Annotated in this window: 22 protein-coding genes; 14 read left to right on the top strand and 8 right to left on the bottom strand. The window is 70.2% G+C overall.

What is annotated here, in order from left to right; all coding sequences use genetic code 11:
- Positions 1-12 precede the first annotated feature (12 nt).
- From KAK07_RS24090 to KAK07_RS24080, 3 genes are all read right to left on the bottom strand, one after another.
- A complete protein-coding gene (locus KAK07_RS24090; RefSeq protein WP_210856441.1) occupies positions 13-948 on the bottom strand; it encodes an MBL fold metallo-hydrolase in 936 nt (311 codons plus the stop codon).
- Between the two features lie 8 nt (positions 949-956).
- Positions 957-2,663 carry a long-chain-fatty-acid--CoA ligase gene (locus KAK07_RS24085; protein WP_210856440.1) on the bottom strand — a complete coding sequence of 569 codons (1,707 nt, stop codon included), beginning with the start codon at positions 2,661-2,663 and terminating at the stop codon, positions 957-959.
- 66 nt (positions 2,664-2,729) lie between these two features.
- A complete protein-coding gene (locus KAK07_RS24080) occupies positions 2,730-3,464 on the bottom strand; it encodes a DUF8198 family protein (protein WP_210856439.1) in 735 nt (244 codons plus the stop codon).
- Positions 3,465-3,545: 81 nt separating this feature from the next.
- Between KAK07_RS24080 and KAK07_RS24075 the strand changes: the two genes are divergently transcribed.
- Genes KAK07_RS24075 through KAK07_RS24065 form a run of 3 tightly spaced genes read left to right on the top strand, consistent with a single transcriptional unit; the run spans position 3,546 to position 6,651 of the window.
- Positions 3,546-4,052: a hypothetical protein gene (locus KAK07_RS24075; RefSeq protein ID WP_210856438.1), complete on the top strand. Its 507-nt coding sequence runs from the start codon at positions 3,546-3,548 to the stop codon at positions 4,050-4,052.
- Between the two features lie 41 nt (positions 4,053-4,093).
- Positions 4,094-5,749, top strand: a complete 1,656-nt coding sequence (locus KAK07_RS24070) for a GMC family oxidoreductase (protein WP_247661304.1) — start codon at positions 4,094-4,096, stop codon at positions 5,747-5,749.
- On the top strand, positions 5,749-6,651 hold the full coding sequence (locus KAK07_RS24065; RefSeq protein ID WP_210856436.1) for an esterase/lipase family protein: 903 nt from the start codon (positions 5,749-5,751) through the stop codon (positions 6,649-6,651). Before KAK07_RS24070 ends, KAK07_RS24065 begins: the two co-directional genes overlap by 1 nt.
- Here KAK07_RS24065 and KAK07_RS24060 read toward each other — a convergent pair.
- The 3 genes from KAK07_RS24060 to KAK07_RS24050 form a co-directional block, all read right to left on the bottom strand.
- Complete coding sequence (locus KAK07_RS24060; protein WP_210856435.1) at positions 6,642-7,487, bottom strand: HDOD domain-containing protein; 846 nt, start codon at positions 7,485-7,487, stop codon at positions 6,642-6,644. The two genes, KAK07_RS24065 and KAK07_RS24060, sit on opposite strands and share 10 nt — an antisense overlap.
- A gap of 90 nt (positions 7,488-7,577) precedes the next feature.
- Entirely contained in the window at positions 7,578-7,853 is a 276-nt protein-coding gene (locus tag KAK07_RS24055) for a hypothetical protein (RefSeq protein WP_210856434.1), read from the bottom strand.
- A gap of 60 nt (positions 7,854-7,913) precedes the next feature.
- Positions 7,914-8,078, bottom strand: coding sequence for a hypothetical protein (locus KAK07_RS24050; RefSeq protein ID WP_210856433.1), 165 nt, complete (start codon positions 8,076-8,078; stop codon positions 7,914-7,916).
- A 450-nt stretch (positions 8,079-8,528) separates the two neighbouring features.
- Here KAK07_RS24050 and KAK07_RS24045 point away from each other — a divergent pair, with 450 nt between their 5' ends.
- On the top strand, positions 8,529-9,830 hold the full coding sequence (locus KAK07_RS24045) for a S8 family peptidase (RefSeq protein ID WP_210856432.1): 1,302 nt from the start codon (positions 8,529-8,531) through the stop codon (positions 9,828-9,830).
- A 38-nt stretch (positions 9,831-9,868) separates the two neighbouring features.
- Here KAK07_RS24045 and KAK07_RS24040 read toward each other — a convergent pair whose 3' ends face one another.
- Together KAK07_RS24040 and KAK07_RS24035 are read right to left on the bottom strand one after the other, a co-directional pair.
- Positions 9,869-10,627, bottom strand: coding sequence for a hypothetical protein (locus KAK07_RS24040; RefSeq protein WP_210856431.1), 759 nt, complete (start codon positions 10,625-10,627; stop codon positions 9,869-9,871).
- A 1,040-nt stretch (positions 10,628-11,667) separates the two neighbouring features.
- Entirely contained in the window at positions 11,668-12,531 is an 864-nt protein-coding gene (locus KAK07_RS24035; protein ID WP_210856430.1) for an amidohydrolase family protein, read from the bottom strand.
- 172 nt (positions 12,532-12,703) lie between these two features.
- On the opposite strand from KAK07_RS24035, the gene KAK07_RS24030 reads away from it, so the two are divergent.
- From KAK07_RS24030 to greB, 10 genes are all read left to right on the top strand, one after another.
- Positions 12,704-13,513 (top strand): crotonase/enoyl-CoA hydratase family protein, encoded by an 810-nt coding sequence (locus tag KAK07_RS24030; RefSeq protein WP_210856429.1) that lies wholly within the window; start codon positions 12,704-12,706, stop codon positions 13,511-13,513.
- Positions 13,510-15,390 (top strand): feruloyl-CoA synthase, encoded by a 1,881-nt coding sequence (locus KAK07_RS24025; protein ID WP_210856428.1) that lies wholly within the window; start codon positions 13,510-13,512, stop codon positions 15,388-15,390. Before KAK07_RS24030 ends, KAK07_RS24025 begins: the two co-directional genes overlap by 4 nt.
- Before the next feature lie 136 nt (positions 15,391-15,526).
- Positions 15,527-16,291, top strand: a complete 765-nt coding sequence (locus KAK07_RS24020; RefSeq protein WP_210856427.1) for an SDR family NAD(P)-dependent oxidoreductase — start codon at positions 15,527-15,529, stop codon at positions 16,289-16,291.
- 51 nt (positions 16,292-16,342) lie between these two features.
- A complete protein-coding gene (locus KAK07_RS24015; protein WP_210856426.1) occupies positions 16,343-17,482 on the top strand; it encodes an ABC transporter substrate-binding protein in 1,140 nt (379 codons plus the stop codon).
- 71 nt (positions 17,483-17,553) lie between these two features.
- Positions 17,554-18,591 (top strand): branched-chain amino acid ABC transporter permease, encoded by a 1,038-nt coding sequence (locus KAK07_RS24010; RefSeq protein ID WP_210856425.1) that lies wholly within the window; start codon positions 17,554-17,556, stop codon positions 18,589-18,591.
- 1 nt (position 18,592) lies between these two features.
- Positions 18,593-20,356, top strand: a complete 1,764-nt coding sequence (locus KAK07_RS24005) for a branched-chain amino acid ABC transporter ATP-binding protein/permease (RefSeq protein WP_210856424.1) — start codon at positions 18,593-18,595, stop codon at positions 20,354-20,356.
- 82 nt (positions 20,357-20,438) lie between these two features.
- On the top strand, positions 20,439-21,170 hold the full coding sequence (locus KAK07_RS24000) for an ABC transporter ATP-binding protein (RefSeq protein ID WP_210856423.1): 732 nt from the start codon (positions 20,439-20,441) through the stop codon (positions 21,168-21,170).
- Positions 21,171-21,246: 76 nt separating this feature from the next.
- Entirely contained in the window at positions 21,247-22,995 is a 1,749-nt protein-coding gene (locus KAK07_RS23995; RefSeq protein WP_210856422.1) for an acyl-CoA dehydrogenase, read from the top strand.
- Positions 22,996-23,004: 9 nt separating this feature from the next.
- On the top strand, positions 23,005-23,499 hold the full coding sequence (locus KAK07_RS23990; protein WP_210856421.1) for a MarR family winged helix-turn-helix transcriptional regulator: 495 nt from the start codon (positions 23,005-23,007) through the stop codon (positions 23,497-23,499).
- Between the two features lie 32 nt (positions 23,500-23,531).
- Entirely contained in the window at positions 23,532-24,092 is a 561-nt protein-coding gene (gene greB / locus KAK07_RS23985; protein WP_210856420.1) for a transcription elongation factor GreB, read from the top strand.
- Positions 24,093-24,184: the final 92 nt, after the last annotated feature.

The raw sequence follows: 24,184 nt of genomic DNA, 5'->3' as shown, positions 1-24,184 counted from the left end.
GCCGTCGACACCTCAGCGCGAGGGCGCGACCGCCCAATGCAGCACGCCATCATGGTCGGCGAGCAGCCCGTCATCAAGCAGGCTGTCCACCAGCTCCCGGCCCCAGGCCGGCGGCTCGGCACCGCTGCCCCGGGCCATGGCCACGAACACCGGCGTGTTCGGCAGCCACGCCAGCAGTTCGGCGCGCGGGCGGTGGCGGTGCTCCATCATGTGGAACATCAGCAGCGCACGCGCGGCGTGGCGCAGGTGGCGCTGCGGGTCGCGGCGGAAGGCGGCCAGCCGGCGGCGGCTGGCCGCCAGGGCGGCGCCCACGTCCTCGAAGGCCGGGCCATGGCCGGGCACCACCACGCGCGGCGCCAGCCGCTCGATCAGCGCCAGTGTGGCCTCGGTGGGGCCGAAGCCGTCCTGGCCTTCCAGCTCGGGGAAGATGATCGCCAGGCGGTCCTCCCACAGCGCGTCGCCGGCGATCAGCGTGCGGGTCTGGGGTTCGAACAGCATCACCGCGTCCGGGTCGTGGCCGGGGGCGGCATGCACCTGCCAATACGCCGGCCCCAGCCGCAGGGTGGCGCCGGGCACCAACGCGCCATCCACGCGGAAGGGCGGGCACTGCTGGCCGGTGTAGCGGTAGCTCAGGCGCGCCTCGTCCCAGCTGCGGACGATGTCCACGCTGCCCTGCGGCACCCACACCTGCACGGCCGGGTCTCGCGTCTGCAGCAGCGCGTTGCCGCCGCAGTGGTCCGAGTGCAGATGGGTGTTGACGATGCGGCCCAGCGTCTCACCGGCCAGCGCGTGGTCGATCAGCGCCTGCGACATCGCGCCGTGGCGGCTGTAGCCGGTGTCCACCACGGTGGCCGGCGCGCCATCGCAGCCGGCGAACACCGTGTGGTTGGCCGACAGCCAGTCGCGCTGCAGCAGCTGCGCGCCCAGCTCGGCCGGCAAGGGGCTCATCGATGCCCTCAGGCGCTGGGGCTGCGCAGCTCGCGGCGCAGCACCTTGCCGACGTTGGACTTGGGCAGCTCGTCGCGGAACTCGATGTACTTGGGCCGCTTGTAGGCGGTGAAGTTCTCGTTGCAGTAGCGTGCCACGTCGTCCTCGTCCAGCGTCGCGTCCTTGCGCACGACGAAGAGCTTGACCGCCTCGCCCGACTTGGCATCGGGCACACCCACCGCGGCGCATTCCAGCACGCCCGGATGCAGGTTCACCACCTGCTCGATCTCGGTGGGATAGACGTTGAAGCCCGAGACCAGCACCATGTCCTTCTTGCGGTCGACGATGCGCACATAGCCGCGCTCGTCCATGATGCCCACGTCGCCGCTCTTGAAGAAGCCGTCGTCGGTCATGACCTTGGCGGTCTCGTCGGGGCGGTTCCAGTAGCCGGCCATCACCTGCGGGCCGCGGATGCAGATCTCGCCGGGCTGGCCCAGCGGCAGGTCGCGGCCGTCATCGTCGCGAATGGCGATGTCGGTGGACGGGATCGGCAGGCCGATGGTGCCGGTGAACTCGGTCAGGTCCAGGCGGTTGCTGGTGGCCACCGGCGAGGTCTCCGACAGGCCGTAGCCCTCGACCACCGGGCAGCCGGTGATCTTCAGCCACTTCTCGGCGGTGGCCTGCTGCACCGCCATGCCGCCGCCGTTCGAGACCTTCAGCTCGGAGAAGTCCAGCCGCGCGAAGGCCGGGTCATTGGCCAGCGCGTTGAACAGCGTGTTGACCGCCGGGAACATGTTCACCTTGTGCTCGGACAGCGTGGCGATCAGGCCGGGGATGTCGCGCGGGTTGGGGATCAGCAGGTTCATCATGCCCAGCCGCGCGCCCATCATGTAGCAGATCGTCAGCGCGAAGATGTGGTACAGCGGCAGCGCACACACCACGGTCAGCGGCTTGTTGCCCAGCTGGTCGAGCATGGGCTTGAACCAGGCCTCGGTCTGCAGGATGTTGGCCACCACATTGCGGTGCAGCAGCGTGGCGCCCTTGCTGACGCCGGTGGTGCCGCCGGTGTACTGCAGGAAGGCGACATCCTCGGGCCCCACCTCCACGCGCCGCAGGCTCATGCGGCTGCCCTCGGCCAGCGCCATGTTGAAGCGGGTGACCGTGCGGTCCGCGTCCAGCGGCAGGCGGAACTCGGGCACCATCTTCTTCAGGTGGCGCACCGCGAAGTTGATGAACTGGCCCTTCCAGAAGCCCAGCAGGTCGCCCATCGCGCACAGCACCACGGTCTTCACCGGCGTGTCGTCGATGACCTCCTCCAGCGTGTGGGCGAAGTTCTCCAGCACGATGATCGCGCTGGCCCCCGAGTCCTTCAGCTGGTGCTCCAGCTCACGCGCGGTGTAGAGCGGGTTGACGTTCACCACCACGCAGCCGGCACGCAGGATGGCGCCGATGGCCACCATGTACTGCGGCAGGTTGGGCATCATCACCGCGACGCGGTCGCCCTTGGCCAGGCCGCGCGACTGCAGCCAGGCGGCCAGCGTGGCCGACATCTCGTCGAGCTGCTCGAAGCGCAGCCGCACGCCCATGCAGGCCGCGGCATCACGCCGGGCGTGCTTGCGCCAGGCCTCGCCCAGCAGGTCCACCAGCGAGGCATAGCCGCTGCAGTCGACGGTGGCCGGGACGCCCTCGGCGTAATGCTGCAGCCAGGGTTGGGGAACGGGTCTCTGGGCGGTCATGGGCAAGAGGGTCACAAGAGCAAGCCGATCAAGCCGGCGATGGTCCGATGCCGAGGGCGTGCCGGGCTACGGTAGTTGTCCTATCACCTCGGCGACACCTGCGTCGGCGGCTGTCGCCACCGCGACAGCGTCGGGCGCAAACAGGCGGTTCATCAGTGCGCCCTCGCGCTGCTGCACGCGCGCCAGGAAGTCCTGGGCGCCGCGCATGGCTGCAAAGGTGTCGAAGCCGCGCTCCAGGAACTGCTGCAGCGCGCCCAGGCCGGCGGAGCGCGCCGGGCCGCGCATCAGGCGCAGGCTCTGGCGCAGCAGCGGGCGGCGGGTGTAGCGATCGAGCTGCGCGCCCAGGTCCAGCACCCGTGCCAGCTGCTGGCGGCGCTCCTCGGCCGCCCCCACCTGCTGCCAGGCCTGGACATAGGCGCGGCGGTCTGGCGCATCGCTGGGCAGCGCCCGCGCCATGCGGCTGTCCAGCGACTCGGTCAGCGCATGCAAGGCGACCAGAGACTGCACCGTCTCGACGATTTCCTGCGGGAACAGGCGCACCAGCGCCGGCACGATGCGGGCGAACTGGGCGTCGCGGTCGGCAAAGTCCTGCGGGCCGTAGAGGTCTTCCAGGAAGAAGCGCGCGGCCGGCCCGTAGCGGGCGTCGGCCAGCAGGTCGGCGTGGGTACAGGCAAAGCGCGCCTGCTGGTAGCGCTTGAGCGCCACCACCCGGCCCGCCAGCGCCGGATCATGCAGGCGCGCCTGGCGCTCGGCCTCGACGCGCCCGAGTTCGCGCAGGATGCTGTCCTGGTCCGCTGCCATGCTCAGAGCTTACCCTGATGGCCCGGCGCCGTTAGTGGTCCCGCTCTACGGCGGGCACCGTCGCGGTGCCACACTCGCCGGATGCAACGTCGCACCCTGCTGACCCTGGGCCTGGTGTCCGGCACGGCCCTGGCCGTGGCCGGTGCCGGCGCTGCCGTGTGGACACCCGGCTGGCGCGAGGGCCGCCTGAGCCAACCGGCGCGCGTGCTGTTTGCCAGCGTGGCGCGCGCGGTGCTGGAGGGCGTGTTGCCGCAGGACCCCGCCGTGCAGGCGGTGGCCTTGAAGGGCCACCTCGACCGCCTGGACACCCTGATCGCCGGCCTGCAGCCGGCCACCCGGGCCGAGCTGTCGGACCTGCTGGCGCTGCTGTGCACCGCCCCCGGCCGCTGGGCGCTGGCGGGTCTGGGCCCAGCCTGGTCCGAGGCCCCGATGGCCGACGTGCAGTCGGCGCTGCAGGCGATGCGCGTGTCCGGCAGCGCCGTGCGCCGGCAGGTCTACCAGGCGCTGCGCGACCTCAGCAACGGCGCCTGGTTTGCCGACGCCGGCAGCTGGGAACTCCTGGGCTACCCCGGCCCCTTCCGTCTGTGATGGCGCCTGCGATGGCGTCTGTGAGTGTGACTGTGACCGCCCTGCCTCCGATCAGCAACCAGGCCCTGCTGCCCGACCAGCGCCAGGCCATTCCCGACCCGGTGCGCGCCGGCCTGGCGCGCGGCTGGAAGGTCTTCGGCGGGCCGCACCAGGCGCTGCCCGAGCAGCTCAGCTGCGATGTGCTGGTGATCGGCAGCGGCGCCGGCGGCGGCGTCACCGCGGAGATCCTGACCCGTGCCGGGCTGGACGTGGTGATCGTCGAGGAAGGCCCGCTGCGCAGCAGCACTGACTTCCATCAGCTCGAGGCCGAGGCCTACCCCGAGCTCTACCAGGAAAGCGCCAGCCGCAAGACCGCCGACAAGGCGATCAACATCCTGCAGGGCCGCTGCGTGGGCGGCTCCACCACCGTCAACTGGACCAGCTCGTTTCGCACGCCGCCGGACACCCTGGCCTTCTGGCGCCAGCACCACGGCCTGTCGGAGCTGAGCGCCGAGGCCCTGGCGCCCTGGTTCGAGGAGGCCGAGCGCCGGCTGCACATCGGCGACTGGCTGACGCCACCCAACCTCAACAACGAGCTGCTGCGCACCGGCGCGCAGAAGCTGGGCATCGAGGCCCACGGCATCCGGCGCAATGTGCGCGGCTGCTGGAACCTGGGCTCTTGCGGCATGGGCTGCCCCACCAATGCCAAGCAGTCGATGCTGGTGACCACGCTGCCGGCCGCGCTGAACGCCGGCGCCCGGCTGCTGGTGCAGACCCGTGCACTGCGCCTGGTGCACGACGGCAGCCGCGTCAGCGCGGTGGAGTGCGCCGCGATGAAGCCCGATGGCCGACCGGCCGAGCGGCTGCTGCGCGTGCAGGCCCGCCACGTGGTGCTCAGCGGCGGCGCGATCAACTCGCCCGCGCTGCTGCTGCGCTCGGGCGCGCCCGACCCGCATGGCCGGCTGGGGCGGCGCACCTTCCTGCACCCGGTGGTGCTGTCGGCCGCGGTGTTCGACCAGCCGGTGCAGGGCTGGCAAGGCGCCCCGCAGACGATCTACACCGACCACTTCCTGCACACCCAGCCGATCGACGGCCCGATCGGCTTCAAGCTCGAGGCGCCGCCGCTGCACCCGCTGGTCTTCAGCGGCACGCTGTGCGGCTTCGGCCAGTCGCAGACCGCGCTGCTGCGGCAGTTCCCGAACACCCACACGCTGCTGGCCCTGCTGCGCGACGGCTTCCACCCCGAATCGCCCGGCGGCCAGGTGCGCCTGAAGGGCGACGGCACGCCCGAGCTGGACTACCCGCTCAACGCCTTCGTGATGGACGGCGCCCGCCGCGCCTTGCTGGCCATGGCCGAGATCCAGTTCGCCGCCGGCGCCCGGCAGGTGCTGCCAGTGCACGAACAGGCCGGTCTGGTCAGCCGCTGGGCCGACGCGAAGTCGATGATCGAGCGCCTGCCGATGGAGCCGCTGCTCACGCGCGTGGTCAGTGCCCATGTGATGGGCGGCTGCGCGCTGTCGGGCGACGCCAGTGGCGGCGTGCTGCGCCCCGATGGCCGGCACTGGCAGCTGGCCAACCTGTCGGTGCACGACGGCTCGGTCTTTCCCACCAGCATCGGCGCGAACCCGCAGCTGTCGATCTACGGCCTGGTCAACCGCCTGGCCACCGCGCTGGCGCCGGCGCTGGGCGGCCGCGCGGTGCGCTGGCTCGACAGCTGATGCTGGCCTGGATCCAACGCCTGCTGGCGCTGGCCTGGCTGGCGGCGCTGCTGGGCCTGCCGGCGCGCGCCGTGTTGCAGGGCGCGGGCCTGTTGCCGGCGCTGGGCTGGGCGGCGGTGGTGCTGGGAGCGCACGCGCTGTGGCTGGCGCTGACCGTCGCGATGGCCGCACTGGCCAACCGCGGCGATGCGTCGCCGCGGGCCTCGTGGCGCCAGTGGCTGCAGGCCTGGTGGGGTGAGGTGCTGACCGCGCCGCGCGTCTTCTTCTGGCGCCAGCCCTTTCGCACCCACGCCGAGCCGGACCGGCCCGACCTGGGCGCGCCCGGCCAGCCCGGCGTGGTGCTGCTGCATGGCTTTTTCTGCAACCGCGCGCTGTGGAACCCCTGGATGGCGCGGCTGCGCGCCGAGCGCATCGCCTTTGTCGCGCCCAGCCTGGAGCCGGTCTTCGGCTCGATCGACGACGCCGTGCCGCTGCTCGAGGCCGCGGTGCAGCGGCTGGAGCGCGCCACGGGCGTGGCGCCGCTGATCGTGGCGCACAGCATGGGCGGCCTGGTCACCCGCGCCTGGCTGCGCCAGGCCCAGGCCGACGGCCGGGTGCGGGCGGTGCTGACGATCGGCACGCCGCACGGCGGCACGGCGCTGGCACGGCTGGCGATGAGCGAGAACGGCCGTCAGATGCAGCGAGGCGGCGGCTGGCTGGCCACCTTGTCGGCGGCCGAGCCGGCCGAACGCGCGGCGCGCTTTCACTGCATCTTCGGACACTGCGACAACATCGTGTTCCCGGCCAGCACCGCGGTGCTGCCGGGCGCGGCCGAGGTGCTGCACCTGCCGGCCACGGCCCATGTGGACCTGGTGGACCACCCGGCCAGCTGGGCGCTGGCGAAACGGCTGCTTCAGTCCTGATCGATGTCGTGCAGCAGCGCGGCCGTGGGCTCCAGGCCCATGTTCAGCAGCTGCGCGATGTCGCGCACATCGTCGGGGATGGCGGCGTTGTCCCAGCCGGTGGCGGTATGCCGCGCCAGGCGGATCGCCAGCATCACGTTGCGCACCTGCGAGGCTTCCTCGTGGCGGTCGTCGGTGATGTGCACCAGCAGCTCGGGCAGCCGCCAGGCGCGCATCAACGCCTGCTGCAACTCCACCAGCGTGGTGCCCATCAGCTCGCGCTGCACCGCGCTGCTGCGCAGCGTGGGGTCGGCGCGCTGGCGACGGCGCATCTCCAGCGCCAGCGTCGGCGCGTGCAGCCACAGCAGCATTTCGGCGAAGTCGTGCAGCAGCGCGGCCTCTTCGATCACCTGGGCGTCGTGGTCCATGCGGTGCACCGCGAAGCCGATGGCGAAGCGGCTGGCGCGGTGGGCGCGGGCGATCACCGCCTGCAGGCCGGCCAGGGCCTCGGGCTGGTCGGCCAGGTGCTGCTCGACGCTCGGCTGCGGGCCGAAGGTGTTGAAGAAGGGCGTGATGCCCAGCAGCACCAGCGCCTGGCCGACGGTTTCCACGTCGGTGAGTCGGCGGCTGCGGTGGTGGCCGGCGATGTGCGCCAGCACCTTCAATGACATCAGCGGATCGGCGCCAATGACGTCGACCAGCATGCGGACATCGACGTCATCCTCGATCGCCCGCAGCGCCTCCAGGGCGTCGGCGGTGCGCTGCATCACGGGGATCTCGGCCAGCTGCAGGTAACGCAGCCAGCCCGGCAGGTCGCGGGGCAGGCGGCGGGTGGTGGCGCTGACGAGGGTGTCCATGGGGAAGAGGGCAGCGGCCACGCGGCCGCTGCGCTGTCGGGGATATCGGCCCGTCACCGGCCGGACTTGAGTCCGGCCGGCGCGGGGCGATCACAGACGGCTGACGTCGAGGTGGCCGACGTACTGGCCATCGACGTACAGCGCGCCTTCCGGGGCGCCGGCCTCGGCGTGGAATTCCACCAGAGGCAGGGTCTGCGGCAGTGCGGCCCGTGCAGGGACGGGTCGCGCCAGCGCGTCAGCGGTGTGGCGCATCCAGGCACCGGCACGGCGCAGGGCGCGGGCAGCGACACGGCGCAGGGCGGGCACCGGTGCGGGTGCGGGCGCCCAGGGGCCGGGGGCGGGGGTCGAGAAAGCGGGGCGATGCATGATGGTGCTCTCCTCGGTGCGCGGCGCCCTGGGTGTGGTGGACGGCGCGCGGGGGTGGATTCACGGGCTGCGCCAGTCGGGCGGCGCGGCGAGTTCCTGACGGAGTTCCTGGCGGGCCTGCTGCCGCTGGCCGGAGGCCGGTCGGCGGTGCGCGCCAGCCTGGCGTCGCAGGGCAGGGGCCACGAACGGATTGCGTGGACGCGGTGCGGACAGTCGTGTCTTCATGGGTTTCTCCTGGCAAGGACCGGGCGTGGCGGGTGGGGTCCCGCGGCCGACCGGTGTCGGTCAATCAGGGCGTGCGTTGCGCGGATCGGACCCGCCAAATGCACCGCGGCCCGGGAGGTCTTCACCTGCCCGGGCCGCTGGGATTCAGCGGGGTGTCGTCAGCCTGGACAGGTCAGACGGGGCGGGCGGGCGCGGTACACGCCGACGGTCAGGGCTGCGAATGCAGCCGGGGAACGCAGGGCGTTTCGGTTGAGTTGCATGGTCAGTCCTTCGTCGGGTGGGTCGGCCGGCGGTACAGCGTGTGCCGGGGCGGGGATCGAGTCTGGGGTGTCTCGATGGGTTCGCATGATAAACACTTGATTATCTTGCGCAAGGCTTTTTTATCAGTGCGAACCCTGATGTGGCGTCGGTGCATCCCTCGCCTTGGGGAGGCCGCGGTACAAGCCGGCCATGAACCACTTGCTGCTCACCACCGACGGCCGCGCTTGGACCGAGGTCGAGGCGCGGCTGCGGCACTACCTGCCCGGCCTGGACTGCGCGCTGTGGCCCACCGGGCCGACCCAGGCGCTGCTGCGCGCGCCGCTGCGGCGCGCGCTGGCCATCGAGTACCCGTCGATCGGCGTGGGCCCGCTGCTGCAGGTGATGGGCGTGGCGCGCACCGACGAGCTCGACGACGAGACCGCCGCCCGCCTGGTGGCGCTGCGCGACACCGCGCTGTTGCCGCCGCGTGCCGCGTCAGTGGCACGCCGCGGTGCCGCGCCGGACTGGCACCTGCAGGCGCTGCGTGCGCCGCAGGCCTGGGCCCTGCTGGGCGGGCCGGGCGCCATCGACTGGCGTGACGTCCGCGTGGGCCATCCCGACACCGGCTACGTGGCGCACCCGGCCTTTGGTTTTGGCCAGCCCGGCGGACCCTGGGTCGACACTGGACAGGCGCGCACGCTGATCGCTGCCGTGGACACCGGCGTGCCGGTGGATGAACCCGGCGGCGGCATCGATCCGCTCAGCGGCATCTCGGCCAGCCATGGCACGCGGGTGGGCACCACCATCGCGGGGCACGCGCCGCAGGACGGCTTCTTCGGCGTGGCGCCGAAGGTGCCGCTGGTGCCGGTGCGCATCACCGACAGCGTCTGGATCAACCATGCGCAGGACGCCTTTGCGCAGGCCGTGGACCACCTGGTGCGGGTGGCCCGCGTCTCGGTGATCAACTGCAGCCTGGGCTGCTTCGCCAGCGCGGTGCGGCCCGAGCTGCGCGCTGCGCTCAACCAGGCCTACGAGGCGGGCGTGATCCTGTGCTGCGCCGCGGGCAATATCGTCAACGACGTGGTGCCGCCGGCCGCGCTGCCTCGCAGCATCGCGGCCGGTGGCGTGACGAGCGAGGACCGGCCCTGGTCCGGCAGCGCCTACGGCCCCGAGACCGACTGGTCGGCCCCGGCCGCAGGCCTGCGCCGCGCCGATGTGCGGCGCGGTGGCCGCCTGGGCTATGCCGACGGCGGCGACGGCACCTCGTACGCGGCGGCGATCAGCTCGGCCGCGGCGGCCTTGTGGCTCGCGCGCCATGGCGCGGCGCTGGACGCGGCCTACCCGCAGCCCTGGCAGCGGGTCGAGGCCTTCCGCCACTGTGCGCGCGCCAGCGCCCGCGTGCCGGCGCTGTGGAACGCCGGCGCCTTCGGCAGCGGCATCCTGGACCTCGAGGCGCTGCTGCAGTGTCCGCTGCCACAGGCCGCCGCGCTGACCAAAGCGCCTGCGGCTTGACGGTCGGCGCCAACGGCTCCGGTGGGGGAGGCTTCCGTTCAGATCAACGACCCCGTCAGCTCCAGGGTACTGTCTGGCGGCAATCGCAGCTGGGCATCCTCGGGCAAGGGGTCGCGCACGCCATCGAGTTCGATACACCAGGCCTCCCGGCCAAACTCATCCTGGCTGCGGGTGCTGGTCAAGGTTTGCGCAGCGCTGTCCGGCCGCAGCCATTCAAAGCCTGATCGCGCGTGGACATGACACACGCGCAATGCGTTCACCGTCGGTGTGATCCAGCGGGCATACCAAGGCAGTAGACTGGCCCGCGCCGCGCGCCCTCCCTCGACAATCGACCGCACATCGGCCGGGCGCAGCTCGGGGTGATGCCAGACCGGCACCAGGTCGATGTCCAGGGCGACCGACTTGCGGGCCCGGTTGGCCGTCATGACCGCGTTGTGCTGCAAGGCCTGCGGGTCGATCGGGATCACGAAGCGCCCCAGGCTGTCCAGCGGCAGCCGCAGCACGGTTTCATCCCACTCGAGCGTGACGCGAAGGGGGGGCGCAGAGGGCGGTGCCCGATCGCGCAGACGGGCACTCAGCGCCACCGTGCCGCCCGACTGTTCCCGCACCTTCAGGGCAGCCGCGTGGGCCTTGGCATAGGGATAGTCCAGCGGGGCCTTCACGCCGATCACATCGATGAGCTGAGGCTCAGCGCTGGATTGGGCCAGGGTGCCGGCGTGCCAAGACAAGGCGGCAAGCAGTGCAATGATCGGCCGGGCGACAGAGCACTGGCCAGGGTCCGGTGAATCGTGGTTCATGGACTGGTCTCCAGGTGCATGAAGAGAGGTTTCCTGAGGACACATTGGATCGCGTTGATTACGGTGTACGTGGCACAGACCAACAGCACTCCTCGGCGATCGCAAGCCAGATGCCGGGCCGACTGGAACTCCTCCAGGAACCGACCGAACATGGACTGCAGGACCGTTGCCAACGCCAACGTGGCGAGGGGCAAGCCCTCCGATGACGGTCGGTACCTGCGCGCCAGGTGGGCCGCAGCGACAGCTTGAACAAGTCGCGCAGCCGCCAGTAGCCGTCGGACATCCGAATGGTTATCGGCATGGGCATGAAGACGAATACTGCGCTGAGCAATGCCTGCATGTCGGCGAGCCGGATCCGCTCGTCGGGAAAGGTCCGCAGTAGCGGGACGAACCACGAATGGGCGATCGAGCCGCCGTGTCGACCATCGCAGTGTCCGTTGGTCAGCCACCATGTGGGTAGCCTATGCGCAGTGCCTCAGCGATGAAAGGACGCAGCCGCTGTTGTTCTCGCTCTCTTCCGAGGTACGCAACACATCGTGATGGAATCGAGCCCTCGCTTGCGGCGAGCAGGCCACTCAGGTCTGTCTAGCGACGTCGCGACAGCCGGTAACGCGTGAGGACGCCGACAAGATACAGGCACGCTTGAGACCCGGGGTCCGATTGACGCCGGCCCGCGGGATGAGTCGAGCATGGACCTGTTCGCCTGACTTTGCCCAGAATGCAGCTTCTGCCAGGCGCGCTCGGCGGGCACGGACGGCCGCGTCAGGTCCCTGGCCGGTCGACAGTCATGTGCGTTCGCCAAAGGCCTGAGGCCACGTCATGCCCGGACGCCGGAGGGGCGGCTTGATCACGGGTGCTTACCACGGCGTCGCGGGGGCTGCGCCCGTCGAATGCAGGACGCACTCGATGACACAGCAGACCTGATCAACAATCGGCCGCGCCGAACGCTGAACTGGCGCTGCCCATCAGGCTGAGTCCACGACTCCGCCACCGCGTGCTGGGTGTGGTCATTCGGCATGGGGACCGTCAAGTCCAGGCGATCACGCCCAGCCCAGCAAGCGCTTGGCGTTCTCCTTCAGGATCAGCGGCTGCACCTTCTCCTTGAAGCCGGCCTCCTTGAAGTCGGCCATCCAGCGCTCGGGCGTGATCAGCGGGTAGTCGCTGCCGAAGAGCATGCGGTCCTTCAGCAGCGTGTTGGCGTACTGCACCAGTTGCGCCGGGAAGTACTTCGGGCTCCAGCCCGACAGGTCGATCCAGACGTTGGGCTTGTGCAGCGCCAGGCTCAGCGCCTCGTCCTGCCAGGGCCAGCTGGGGTGGGCGATGACGATCTGGATGTCGGGGAAGTCGATCGCCACGTCCTCCAGCAGCATCGGGTTGCTGTTCTGCAGGCGCAGGCCGCCGCCGCAGCGCATGCCGCTGCCGATGCCGCTGTGGCCGCTGTGGAAGATGGCCGGCAGCTTGTGCTCGGCGATCACCTCATAGAGCGGCCAGGCCATCTTGTCGTAGGGCAGGAAGCCTTGCACCGTGGGGTGGAACTTGAAGCCCTTGACGCCGTGCTCCTCGATCAGCCGGCGGGCCTCGCGCGCGCCCATCTTGCCCTTGTGCGGGTCGATGCTGGCGAAGGCCACCATCATGTCGCTGTTCTTCTGCGCGGCCTCGCAGATCTCCTCGTTGGGGATGCGGCGGCGGCCCAGCTGGCTCTCGCTGTCCACCGTGAACATCACCAGGCCGATCTTCTTCTCGCGGTAGTAGGCCACCGTCTCGTCGATGGTGGGCCGGCGGTTCGAGCCGAAGTACTTGTCCGCGGCGCGGTCGTACTCCTCGCCGTAGTTGTCGAACGGGTTCCAGCACGACACCTCGGCGTGCGTGTGGATGTCGATCGCAATCAGTTCTTCGTGCTTCATCAGGGCCTCGGGGAGTCGGCGAATTGGTTAATTATCAGAACTAAATCGGCGCAAAGCAAGGTGAGCACTCGGGAATTTCCCAGGTGAGTGGGCGCTCATCCGGGAAAACACCCACCCCATCAGCGGCCTCAATTTAGTTAAATGCCATAACGAAATCGACCCACGCCATGCCATGAGCACCGAGTTCACCCCCGCCACCGGCCTGCTGGCCACGCTGGACCTGCTGCGCGTCGAGCAGTCCGGCCCGGTCACCCACATCCGGCTGAACCGCCCGTCCAAGCGCAACGCCATCAACGATGGCCTGATCGCGCAGCTGCACACCGCCATCGTCAACCTGCCCGCCGAGACGCGCGCGGTGGTGGTCAGCGGCGAGGGCGACCACTTCTGCGCCGGCCTGGACCTGTCCGAGCTGGTCGAGCGCGACACCCACGCCGCCATCCTGCACTCGCGCGGCTGGCATGCCTGCTTCGATGCCTTCCAGTTCGGCAAGGTGCCGGTGATCGCGGTGCTGCACGGCGCGGTGGTCGGCGGCGGCCTGGAACTGGCCGCGGCCTGCCACATCCGCGTGGCCGAGGACTCGGCCTACTTCGGTCTGCCCGAGGGCCAGCGCGGCATCTTCGTCGGCGGCGGCGGCTCGGTGCGCGTGCCGCGCCTGATCGGCACCGCCCGCATGACCGACATGATGCTCACCGGCCGCGTGTTTGATGCCGACCAGGGCGAGCGCTACGGCGCCGTCAACTACCGCGTGGCCGATGGCGCCGGCCTGGCCAAGGGCGTGGAGCTGGCGCGCAAGATCGCCGGCAATGCGCCGATGACCGCCTTCGCCGTGATGCACGCGCTGCCGCGCATCGCCGAGATGAGCCCCTCCGAGGGTCTGTTCGCCGAGTCGCTGATGGCCTCGGCCGCCAGCAACACGGTGGAAGCCCAGAGCCGCCTGCGCGCCTTCCTGGAAGGCCGTGCGGGCAAGGTGGTCAAGGAATGAGCGCGCCCGCGCGTTATCGCCACGCCGACGTCGGCGGCTGCGTGGCGGCCACGCTGGAAACGCGTGCCGACGGCTGCCGCCTGCTGCGCTCCACCGACGAGCTGCGCTGGTTCCCCGACCGCCTGACCGACGCGCTCGAACAGTGGGCCGCCGAAGCCCCGGACCGCACCCTGGTGGCCAAGCGCGACCCGCGTGCACCGTGGAATGGCGACTGGCGCCGCGTCAGCTATGCCGAGTTCCTGCAGCGCATCCAGGCCGTCGGCCAGGCGCTGATCGAGCGCGGCCTGTCGGTCGAGCGGCCGCTGGCCATCCTGTCGGACAACGACATCGAGTACCTGACGCTGGCCTTCGGCGCGATGTGGGTGGGCGTGCCCTATGTGCCCATTTCCTCGGCCTACTCGCTGATCAGCAGCGACTACGGCAAGCTGCGCCACATCCTGGACACGGTGACGCCGGGCATGGTGTTCGCGTCCTCGGCGGCCTACGCCAAGGCGATCCAGGCGGTGGTGCCGGCCGATGTGCATGTGGTGCTGACCGAGGGCACCGTCGAGGGCCGCGAGACGCTCAGCGTCGAGCAGCTGCTGGCCACCGTGCCCGGCGACGCGGCCGCGGCGGCGCACGCCCAGGTCGGGCCCGACACGATCGCCAAGTTCCTGTTCACCTCGGGGTCGACCAAGGCGCCCAAGGGCGTGATCAACACCAACCGGATGATCTGCGCCAACCAGCAGATGATCCACCAGTGCCTGAACTTCCTGGCCACCGAGCCGCCGGTGCTGGTCGACTGGCTGCCCTGGAACCACACCTTCGGCGGCAACCACAACGTGGGCATCGTCGTCTACAACGGCGGCACGCTCTACATCGACGGCGGCAAGCCCACGCCCAAGGGCATGGCCGAGACGCTGCGCAACCTGCGCGAGATCTCGCCCACGGTGTACTTCAACGTGCCCAAGGGCTTTGAAGAGATCGCCGCCGCGATGGACACCGACCCGGCGCTGCGCAAGAGCCTGTTCGCCCGCGTCAAGGCCTTCATGTTCGCCGGCGCCGGCCTCAGCCAGGCGGTGTGGGACAAGCTGGAAGCCCACGCCGAGGCCGAGATCGGCGAGCGCATCCGCATCATCACCGGCCTGGGCATGACCGAGACCGCGCCCTCGTGCACCTTTGCCGTCGGCACCGATGTGCGCTCGGGCCACATCGGCCTGCCAGTGCCCGGCGTCGAGGTCAAGCTGGTGCCGCCCGAGCCGGGTGATGTGGCCGGCAAGACCGAGATCCGCTTCCGCGGCCCCAACGTGATGCCGGGCTACTGGCGTGCGCCCGAGCAGACCAACGAGGCCTTCGACGAGGAAGGCTTCTACAAGACCGGCGACGCGGTCAAGTTCGTCGATCCCGCCGACCACAACAAGGGCCTGCTGTTCGACGGCCGCACCGCCGAGGACTTCAAGCTCAGCACCGGCACCTTCGTCAGCGTCGGTCCGCTGCGCGCCAAGGTGATCGCCGAGGGCCACCCCTGCATCCAGGATGCGGTGGTCACCGGCCTGAACCGCGACGAGATCGGGCTGCTGGTCTTCCCGCGCATCGACGAGGTGCGCAAGCTGGCCGGCCTGCACGACGGCGTGCCCTTCCCGGACGTGCTGCATCAGCCGGTGGTGCGCGCCTTCTTCCAGGGCGTGGCCGACCGCCTGTGGGCCGCCGGCACCGGCAGTGCCAACCGCCCGGCGCGCATGCACGTGCTGGCCGAGCCGGCGCAGATCGACAAGGGCGAGATCACCGACAAGGGCTCGATCAACCAGCGCGCGGTGCTGGCGGCCCGCGCCCCGCTGGTCGAAGCGCTTTACGAGGGCCGCGACAGCGACCCCTTCCTGATCGTTCCGAAAAAATGACCACCCCCACGCTCCCTTCCGGTCGCTGCCCCCCAAGGGGGCTCCGGCAGTGGACTGGCCAAGCCAGATCCACGCCGGCCCTCGAACAAGGCGCCGGCCCCCAGGAAGCGATGGATCAAGCAAAGGCGATCTTCTGATGGACATTCAAGGACAAGCTGCCGTCGTCACCGGCGGCGGATCGGGCCTCGGCGAGGCGGTGGCGCGTGAGCTGGCCCGCCTGGGCGCCCAGGTCACCGTGCTCGACGTCAACGAGGCCGGCGCGCAGCGCGTGGCCGCCGAGATCGGCGGGCTGGGCCTGAAGTGCGACATCACCGACGAGGCCAGCGTCACCGCCGCACTGGACGCTGCCGAGGCCGCGCATGGGACCGCGCGCATCGTCATGAACATCGCCGGCATCGGCACCGCCAAGCGCGTGATCCAGCGCGACGGCTCGCCCGCACCGTTGGCCGACTTCGAGCGCGTGGTGAAGGTCAACCTGATCGGCACCTACAACGTCACCCGCCTGGCCGCCGCGCGCATCGCCAAGGCCGAGCCGCTGGCCGATGGCGAGCGCGGCGTGGTGGTCAACACCGCTTCGGTGGCGGCCTTTGACGGCCAGGTGGGCCAGCAGGCCTATTCCGCCAGCAAGGGCGGCGTGGTCGGCATGACGCTGCCGATGGCGCGCGACCTGGCGCAGTTCGGCATCCGCTGCTGCACCATCGCGCCGGGCCTGTTCGCCACGCCGCTGATGAAGGAGCTGCCCGAGGAAGTGCAGAACTCCCTGGCCGCCTCGATCCCGTTCCCGAAGCGCTTGGGAAAACCCGAAGAGTTCGCGGCCCTGGCCGCCCATATCGTCGGCAACACGCACCTGAACGGCGAAGTCATTCGCCTGGACGGCGCCCTGCGGATGGCACCGCGCTGACGCCTCCCGTCGATCCCCTCGCCACCAACAGCCCCCTGGAGACACACCGCCATGAAGAAGTTCTCTCGCACCGTCCTGGCCGCTGCCGCGCTGGCCTTCAGCGCCACCGCCGCACTGGCTGACATCACGATCGGCGTCAGCCTGCCGCTGACCGGTCCGGCCTCGGGCCTGGGCATTCCGATGGGCAACCAGATCAAGCTGTGGCCCAAGACCATCGCGGGCGAGAAGCTCAACGTGATCGTGCTGGACGACGCCACCGACCCGACCAAGGGCGTCAACAACGCCAAGCGCTTCGTCACCGAGGACAAGGTCGACATCATCATGGGCTCGGCTGCCACGCCGGTGGTGATCCCGATGGCCGAGGTGGCCTTCGAATCGCAGACGCCGCAGTTCATGTTCTCGCCCGGCGTGCTGCAGGCCGGCAAGGACGCCTGGTCCTTCCGCCTGCCGCAGGGCGGCGCGGTGATGGCCCACGCCATCGTCACCCACATGAAGAAGCTGGGCGTCAAGACGGTGGGCTTCCTCGGCTACACCGACGCCTACGGCGAGAGCTGGCTGAAGGACTTCCAGGACCAGACCGCCGCGCTGGGCGGCCCCAAGGTCATTGCCACCGAGCGTTTCGCCCGCAGCGACACCAGCGTCACCGCGCAGGCCCTGAAGCTGACCTCGGCCAACCCGGATGCGATGCTGATCGTGGCCTCCGGCTCCGGCGCCGCGATGCCCCACAAGGCGATCGTCGAGCGCGGCTTCAAGGGCAAGATCTACCAGACCCACGCCGCAGCCAGCCGCGACCTGATGCGCGTGGGCGGCAAGGACGTCGAAGGCGCCTTCGTGGTCTCGGGCCCGGCGGTGATCCCCGAGCAGCTGCCGGCCGACCACCCGTCCAAGGCCGTGGCCCAGAAGTTCGTCGACCAGTACGAAGCCGCCTACGGCAAGGGCCAGCGCAACCAGTTCGCCGGCCACGCCTACGACGCGATCATCGTGCTCGAGAAGGTGGTGCCGGTCGCGCTGAAGAAGGGCAAGCCGGGCACCAAGGAGTTCCGCGCCGCGCTGCGTGACGCCGTCGAGCAGATGGGCCGCACCGTGGTCGCCCACGGCGTGCTGAACTACACCAAGGACAACCACTGGGGCTTCACCACCGAGACCGGCGTGATCCTCAAGGTCGTCAACGGCGACTGGAAGGTCGAGTAAGACCTCCCGGCGGGTGCGGCGCGTGCCGCACCCGCCACCTGCCCTGCTGGCCTCTGACCCGGACCCATCCCATGGACTTCTCGATCGCGAGCATCCTGGCGCTCGATGGCGTGACCAACGGCGCGGTGTATGCGCTGCTGGCGCTGGCCACCGTGCTGCTGTTTGCCGTCACCCGCGTGATCTTCATCCCGCAGGGTGAGTTCGTCGCCTTCGGCGCGCTGACCCTGGCCATGCTGCAGGCCGGGCAGGTGCCCGGCACCGTGTGGTTCCTGCTGATCCTGGCTGGCGCCGCGGCCCTGAGTGACATCGTCACCGGCCTGCGCCACGGGCGTGCGCCGGCCAAGGTGCTGCTGCAGGCGGTCAAGGGGCTGGCCTACCCGGTGGCGATCGCGCTGCTGGTGTGGTGGGCGGCGCCGCGCCAGCTGCCGCTGATGGCCCAGGCCGCGCTGACGCTGGCCCTGGTCACGCCCTTCGGCGGGCTGATCTACCGACTGGCCTATGAATCGCTGGCCGATGCCTCGGTGCTGGTGCTGCTGATCGTCTCGGTGGGCGTGCACTTCGCGCTGGTCGGGCTGGGCCTGTACTTCTTCGGCGCCGAGGGCTTTCGCAACCCGCCGTTCTGGGATGAGCGCTTCAGCCTGGGCCCGGTCAACCTGAGCGGCCAGACGCTGATCATCTTCCTGGTCTCGATCGCGCTGATCGTGATGCTGTGGCTGTTCTTCGAGCGCTCGCTGTGGGGCAAGGCGCTGCGCGCCACCGCGGTGAACCGCCTGGGCGCGCGGCTGATGGGCATCTCGTCGACCAGCGCCGGCCGGCTGTCATTCACGATGGCCGCGTTCATCGGTGCGCTGTCGGGTCTGCTGATCGGGCCGACCACCACCATCTTCTACGACTCGGGCTTCCTGATCGGCCTCAAGGGCTTCGTCGCCGCGGTGTTCGCCGGCCTGTCCAGCTACCCGCTGGCGCTGGTGGGTGCCACGCTGGTGGGCCTGCTCGAGAGCTTCGGCTCCTTCTGGGCCAGTGCCTTCAAGGAGGTGATCGTCTTCTCGTCGATCCTGCCGGTGCTGCTGTGGCGCTCGCTGCGCGACCCGCACGGGGAAGAACACTGACATGAATCCGCGCTTCCTGTTTCCCGCGTTCTGCGCGCTGATGCTGCTGATCCCGGCGCTGCCGGTGTCGGACTTCTGGATCACGCAGCTCAACTACATCGGCATCTACGCGATGGTCTCGCTGGGCCTGGTGCTGCTGACCGGCGTGGCCGGCCTGACCAGCTTCGGCCAGGCGGCCTTCGTTGGCGTGGGCGCCTATGCCTCGGCCTACCTGTCGACCACGGCGGCGGTGTCGCCCTGGATCGCCCTGTTCGTGGGCCTGGGCCTGGCGGTGGTGGTGGCCGTGGTGCTGGGCTTCATCACGCTGCGCATGTCGGGCCACTACCTGCCGCTGGCCACCATCGCCTGGGGCCTGTCGCTGAACTACACCATGGCCAACATGGAGTTCCTGGGCAAGTACGACGGCATCATGGGCATCCCGCCGCTGGAGTTCTTCGGCATCAGCCTGGCCGGTGGCCGCGCCATGTATGTGCTGATCTGGGTGATCGCGCTGCTGTCGGCGGTGGCCGTGCTGCGCCTGCTGGATTCGCGCACCGGCCGCGCCATCCGCGCGCTCAAGAGCGGCGCCACGATGCCCGAGGCGATGGGCATCTCCACCTTCCAGTACAAGCTGCTGGCCTTCGTGCTGGCGGCGATGCTGGCCTCGGTGGCGGGCTGGCTGTTCGCGCACTTCCAGCGCACCGTCAGCCCCACGCCCTTCAGCATGAGCAAGGGCATCGAGTTCCTGTTCATGGCGGTGCTGGGCGGCGTGGGCCATGTCTGGGGCGCCTTCACCGGCGCCGCGGTGGTCAAGCTGGTCGAGGACGAACTGCAGGTGCTGCTGCCCAAGCTGATCGGCACCAGCGGCAACTTCGAGACCATCGTCTTCGGCATCGTGCTGATCCTGGTGCTGAAGTACGCGCCGGACGGCCTGTGGACCTTCGTCAAGGGCTGGGTGCCCACCCGTCAGCGCGTGCGCGACTGGGGCGACGCCCAGGCGCTGGCCGCGCGCGAGCACCCCACCCGCGGTGAGCTGCTGCTGGACGTGAAGGCGGTGCGCAAGGAGTTCGGCGGCCTGGTGGCGGTCAACGATGTCAGCTTCACGCTGCGCGGCGGCGACATCATGGGCCTGCTGGGCCCCAATGGCGCCGGCAAGTCCACCACCTTCAACCTGATCACCGGCGTGCTGGGCCTGACCCGCGGCGAGGTGGTCTTCCGCGGCCGCAACATCGCCGGCCTGTCCTCGCGTCAGATCGCCCGCCTGGGCGTGAGCCGCACCTTTCAGCACGTCAAGATGGTGCCGGACATGACGGTGCTGGAGAACGTCGCGCTGGGCGGCTACCTGCGCTCCAAGGCGGGCCCCTTCGGCGCGATGCTGCGCCTGGACCGCGACGAGGAGCGCCGCCTCTTCGCCGAGGCCGAGAAGCAGCTTGCCCGCATCGGCATGGCCGACAAGATGCACGAGCTGGCCGGCAACCTGGCGCTGGGCCCGCAGCGCCTGATGGAGATTGCCCGCGCGCTGTGCACCGACCCGTCGCTGCTGCTGCTCGATGAGCCCGCCGCCGGCCTGCGCCTGAAGGAGAAGCAGGCGCTGGCCGAGGTGCTGCGCCAGCTCAAGGCCGAGGGCCTGACCATCCTGCTGGTCGAGCACGACATGGACTTCGTCATGGGCCTGGTCGACCACATCACGGTGATGGAGTTCGGCACCAAGCTGATGTCGGGCACGCCGGCCGAGGTGCAGGCCAGCCCCGAGGTCCGCGCCGCCTATCTGGGCACGGAGCATTGAACATGACGCCCCCGATCTCACAGTCGTTCGATACCCCCCAAGGGGGCCACGGCCTCCTTGGGACGGCCCGGCGGAGTCCGACATGAGCCAGAATATTCTTTCCGTGCAAGGCCTGCACGCCGGCTACGGCAAGGCCGAGGTGCTCTCCGGCCTGAACCTGGCGCTGCCCCAGGGCAGCGTGGTCACCGTCATCGGCCCCAACGGCGCCGGCAAGTCCACCACCCTGAATGCGCTGATGGGCGTGCTGCCCAGCAAGGGCCAGATCGTCTTCGACGGTCAGGACGTGGGCGACCTGACGCTGGAAGAGCGCGTCATGGCCGGCCTGGCCCTGGTGCCCGAGAAGCGCGAGCTGTTCGGCACCATGGCCGTGGAAGACAACCTGGTGCTGGGCGGCTTCAAGCCGATGCGCCAGGGCGTGGCCGGCTGGAAAAGCACGCTCGACGAGGTCTACACCATCTTCCCGCGCCTGAAGGAGCGCCGCACCCAGCTGGCCGGCACGCTCAGCGGCGGCGAGCGCCAGATGCTGGCGGTGGCCCGCGCACTGATGAGCCGCCCCAAGGTGCTGATGCTCGACGAGCCCAGCCTGGGCCTGGCGCCGCTGGTGGTGCGCGAGATCTTCAGGACCATCACCCAGTTGCGCAGCACCGGCGTGAGCATCCTGCTGATCGAGCAGAACGCCCGCGCCGCGCTGGAGGTGGCCGACTACGGCTACGTCCTGGAGACCGGATCGATCGCACTGGAAGGGCCCGCCGCCGACCTGGCCACCGACCCGCGCGTCATCGACACCTACCTCGGCGCCGCCAAGAAGCATTGAGACTGACGGCCCCGTCGGGCCTCCGGTGCACGCCGGAGCGCCCCCGGCGTGGGCCCACCGCACCAAGGAGCCCGCCATGTGGCGTTACGACCCCCCGCTGCGCGACATGCGCTTCGTCATCGACGAGGTGCTGGGCGCCCCCGCCGCCTGGCCGGCGATGGCCGGCTTCGAGGAACTCGACAGCGACATGTCGGCCGCGGTGCTGGAGGAGGCCGGCCGTTTCGCCGCCGAGATCCTGGCGCCCACCAACGGCCCGGGCGACCTGGAAGGCTGCACCTGGCAGGACGGCGAGGTGCGCACCCCCGCGGGCTACAAGGCCGCCTACCAGGCCTTTGTCGACGGCGGCTGGCCGGCGCTGGCCTGCGACCCCGCCTGCGGCGGCCAGGGCCTGCCGCAGCTGCTGAACGCGGCGCTGTTCGAGATGCTGGTCTCGGCCAACCACGCCTGGACGATGTACCCCGGCCTGCTGCATGGCGCGTATGAAGTGCTGCACCAGCACGCCCAGGGCTGGCTGCGCGACACCTACCTGCCCAAGGTCACCAGCGGCGAGTGGCTCAGCACCATGTGCCTGACCGAATCGCATGCCGGCTCGGACCTGGGTCTGCTGCGCACCCGCGCCGTGCCCCAGGCCGATGGTTCCTACGCCATCACCGGCAACAAGATCTTCATCTCGGGCGGCGACCAGGACATGACGCCCAACATCGTGCACCTGGTGCTGGCACGGCTGCCCGATGCACCGCCCGGCACCAAGGGCATCTCGCTGTTCCTGTGCCCGAAGTTCCTGCCCGATGGCACGCGCAACGCCGCACGCTGCGACAGCATCGAGAAGAAGATGGGACTGAAGGGCAGCGCCACCAGCGTGATGAGCTTCGACGGCGCCACCGGCTGGCTGCTGGGCGAGCCGCACCGCGGCCTGCAGGCCATGTTCCTGATGATGAACGCCGCGCGCCTGCATGTGGCGATGCAGGGCCTGGGCCACCTGGAAGCCGCCACGCAGAACGCGCTGAGCTACGCGGCCGAGCGGGTGCAGTCGCGCTCACCCAGCAAACCCGCCGGCGCCCCCGCTGCCGCGGCCGACGCGATCATCCACCACCCCAGCCTGCGCCGCCAGCTGTGGACCCTGCAGGCCCGCACCGAAGCCGCCCGCGTGCTGTGCTACTGGACCGCCCAGGCCCTGGACGACGAGCAGGCCCACGCCGATCCCGCCGCTCGGGCCGCCGCCGGTGCCCGCGCCACGCTGCTGACGCCCGTGCTCAAGGCCATGATGACCGACTACGGCCACTACGGCGCCGACCGCGCGCTGGGCATCTGGGGCGGCCATGGCTACATCCATGAATATGGCATCGAGCAGTTGGTGCGCGACAGTCGCATCGCGCTGATCTACGAGGGCACCAACGAGATCCAGGCGATCGACCTGGTGCTGCGCAAGCTGATGCCCGATGGCGGCGCCAAGCTGCGCGAGTTGCTCGACTGGGCCGCCGCGCAGTGCGAGGGCTCGGCCCATGCCGCCGCCGCGCGCGCCCAGTTGCAGGCCGTGGCCGAGGCCGTGAGCGCGCTGCAGGCCGACGCTGCGGCTGATCCCGAACTGCCCTTCCGCGCCGCTGACGACCTGCTCTTCGCCGTGGGCGAAGCCCTGCTGGGCGCCGCCTGGGCGCGCACCGATGCCGTGGCCGCCGCCGCCCTGGCCACCGGTCGCGGCGACGCCGCCTTCTACCAGCGCAAGCAGCAGCTGGCGCGCTTTCACTTCGACTGGCTGGCCGGCGAGCTGACCCACCGCCTGCGCGGCGTGGCGGCCGCCCGCGCGCCGCTGCCCTTCCTGGCCTGAGAGGCTGAGATGGCACTCGCCGACGCTCCCGCGACCGACGACGACGGCCCCGCGCCGCGGGCGTCCAGCCGTGCCGCAGCGCTCGACCAGTCGGCGCTGATGCACCTGATGGGCTACGCCGCCACGCGTGCCTCGGTGACGCTGAAGAAGCACTTCCATCGCCACATGGGACCGCTGAAACTCAAGGCGGTGGAGTTCTCGATCCTGGCGCTGGTGCACACCAACGACGAGGTCAACCAGAAGCAGCTGGGCCAGGCGCTGGATGTGTCGGCGCCCAACCTGGCCGTCACGCTGGACCGCATGGTCGAGCGCGGCTGGGTGCGCCGTGAACGCAGCGAGCGCGACCGCCGCGCCCAGCTGATCCGCCTGACGCCCGAGGGCCAGGTCCTGATCCGCAAGGCGCTGAAGGTCTCGCACCAGATGGAGGTCGAGCCGCTGAAGGTGCTCAGCGCCGCCGAGCAGGCGCTGCTGAAGGAACTGCTGCACCGCGTCGCGCGCAGCTGAACGCGGCGCCGCTTGGGCTACCCTTGCGGCCCATGAGCAAGGCCTTCACCAAGGAAAGCGACGCTGACGACGACGAGGACGGCGCCGGCCTGCCGCCGCTGCCCGCAGGCGGCAAGAACTACATCACGCCGCAGGGCTACGCGCGGCTGCGCGCCGAGCTGCTGAACCTGATCGACGTCGAGCGCCCGAAGGTGGTGGAGGTGGTCCACTGGGCCGCCAGCAACGGCGACCGCAGCGAGAACGGCGACTACCTCTACGGCAAGAAGCGCCTGCGCGAGATCGACCGCCGCATCCGCTTCCTGACCAAGCGCCTGGACATTGCCGAAGTGGCCGACCCCAGCGCCCACCACGGCAGCGACCAGATCTTCTTCGGCGCCACCGTGACCTACGCCACCAGTCGCGGCGAGGAGCGCACCATCACGATCAAGGGCATCGACGAGGCCGACCACCTGGCCGGCGAGGTCAGCTGGATCTCACCCATTGCCCGGGCGCTGCTGAAGGCACGCGAGGGGGATGAGGTGGTGCTGCCCACGCCGGGGGGGACTGAGACGCTGGAGGTGATCGAGGTGAGCTACCCCCCAAAGGACGGCTGAGTGGCGACTTGCTGCGGCGGATTCAACCGATCGATGCAACACACTATGACCGCCTGGCGGAAGGAGTGTTGCGATGAAGCAGCGACCTCGGA

Source organism: Ideonella alba (assembly GCF_018069875.1).
Classification (GTDB): domain Bacteria; phylum Pseudomonadota; class Gammaproteobacteria; order Burkholderiales; family Burkholderiaceae_C; genus Ideonella; species Ideonella alba.
This window is presented reverse-complemented; position numbering and strand designations above follow the sequence as displayed.

Bases quoted from the DNA above. Each gene is read 5' to 3' on its own strand.
- KAK07_RS24075 (WP_210856438.1), top strand. From the start codon at position 3,546: ATGCAACGTCGCACCCTGCTGACCCTGGGCCTGGTGTCCGGCACGGCC.
- KAK07_RS24085 (WP_210856440.1), bottom strand. From the start codon at position 2,663: ATGACCGCCCAGAGACCCGTTCCCCAACCCTGGCTGCAGCATTACGCC.
- KAK07_RS24000 (WP_210856423.1), top strand. From the start codon at position 20,439: ATGAGCCAGAATATTCTTTCCGTGCAAGGCCTGCACGCCGGCTACGGC.
- KAK07_RS24015 (WP_210856426.1), top strand. From the start codon at position 16,343: ATGAAGAAGTTCTCTCGCACCGTCCTGGCCGCTGCCGCGCTGGCCTTC.
- KAK07_RS24065 (WP_210856436.1), top strand. From the start codon at position 5,749: ATGCTGGCCTGGATCCAACGCCTGCTGGCGCTGGCCTGGCTGGCGGCG.
- KAK07_RS24005 (WP_210856424.1), top strand. From the start codon at position 18,593: ATGAATCCGCGCTTCCTGTTTCCCGCGTTCTGCGCGCTGATGCTGCTG.
- KAK07_RS24050 (WP_210856433.1), bottom strand. From the start codon at position 8,078: ATGAAGACACGACTGTCCGCACCGCGTCCACGCAATCCGTTCGTGGCC.
- KAK07_RS24035 (WP_210856430.1), bottom strand. From the start codon at position 12,531: ATGAAGCACGAAGAACTGATTGCGATCGACATCCACACGCACGCCGAG.
- KAK07_RS24090 (WP_210856441.1), bottom strand. From the start codon at position 948: ATGAGCCCCTTGCCGGCCGAGCTGGGCGCGCAGCTGCTGCAGCGCGAC.
- KAK07_RS24080 (WP_210856439.1), bottom strand. From the start codon at position 3,464: ATGGCAGCGGACCAGGACAGCATCCTGCGCGAACTCGGGCGCGTCGAG.
- KAK07_RS24025 (WP_210856428.1), top strand. From the start codon at position 13,510: ATGAGCGCGCCCGCGCGTTATCGCCACGCCGACGTCGGCGGCTGCGTG.
- KAK07_RS24040 (WP_210856431.1), bottom strand. From the start codon at position 10,627: ATGAACCACGATTCACCGGACCCTGGCCAGTGCTCTGTCGCCCGGCCG.
- KAK07_RS23990 (WP_210856421.1), top strand. From the start codon at position 23,005: ATGGCACTCGCCGACGCTCCCGCGACCGACGACGACGGCCCCGCGCCG.
- greB (WP_210856420.1), top strand. From the start codon at position 23,532: ATGAGCAAGGCCTTCACCAAGGAAAGCGACGCTGACGACGACGAGGAC.
- KAK07_RS24060 (WP_210856435.1), bottom strand. From the start codon at position 7,487: ATGGACACCCTCGTCAGCGCCACCACCCGCCGCCTGCCCCGCGACCTG.
- KAK07_RS24010 (WP_210856425.1), top strand. From the start codon at position 17,554: ATGGACTTCTCGATCGCGAGCATCCTGGCGCTCGATGGCGTGACCAAC.
- KAK07_RS24055 (WP_210856434.1), bottom strand. From the start codon at position 7,853: ATGCATCGCCCCGCTTTCTCGACCCCCGCCCCCGGCCCCTGGGCGCCC.
- KAK07_RS24030 (WP_210856429.1), top strand. From the start codon at position 12,704: ATGAGCACCGAGTTCACCCCCGCCACCGGCCTGCTGGCCACGCTGGAC.
- KAK07_RS24045 (WP_210856432.1), top strand. From the start codon at position 8,529: ATGAACCACTTGCTGCTCACCACCGACGGCCGCGCTTGGACCGAGGTC.
- KAK07_RS23995 (WP_210856422.1), top strand. From the start codon at position 21,247: ATGTGGCGTTACGACCCCCCGCTGCGCGACATGCGCTTCGTCATCGAC.
- KAK07_RS24020 (WP_210856427.1), top strand. From the start codon at position 15,527: ATGGACATTCAAGGACAAGCTGCCGTCGTCACCGGCGGCGGATCGGGC.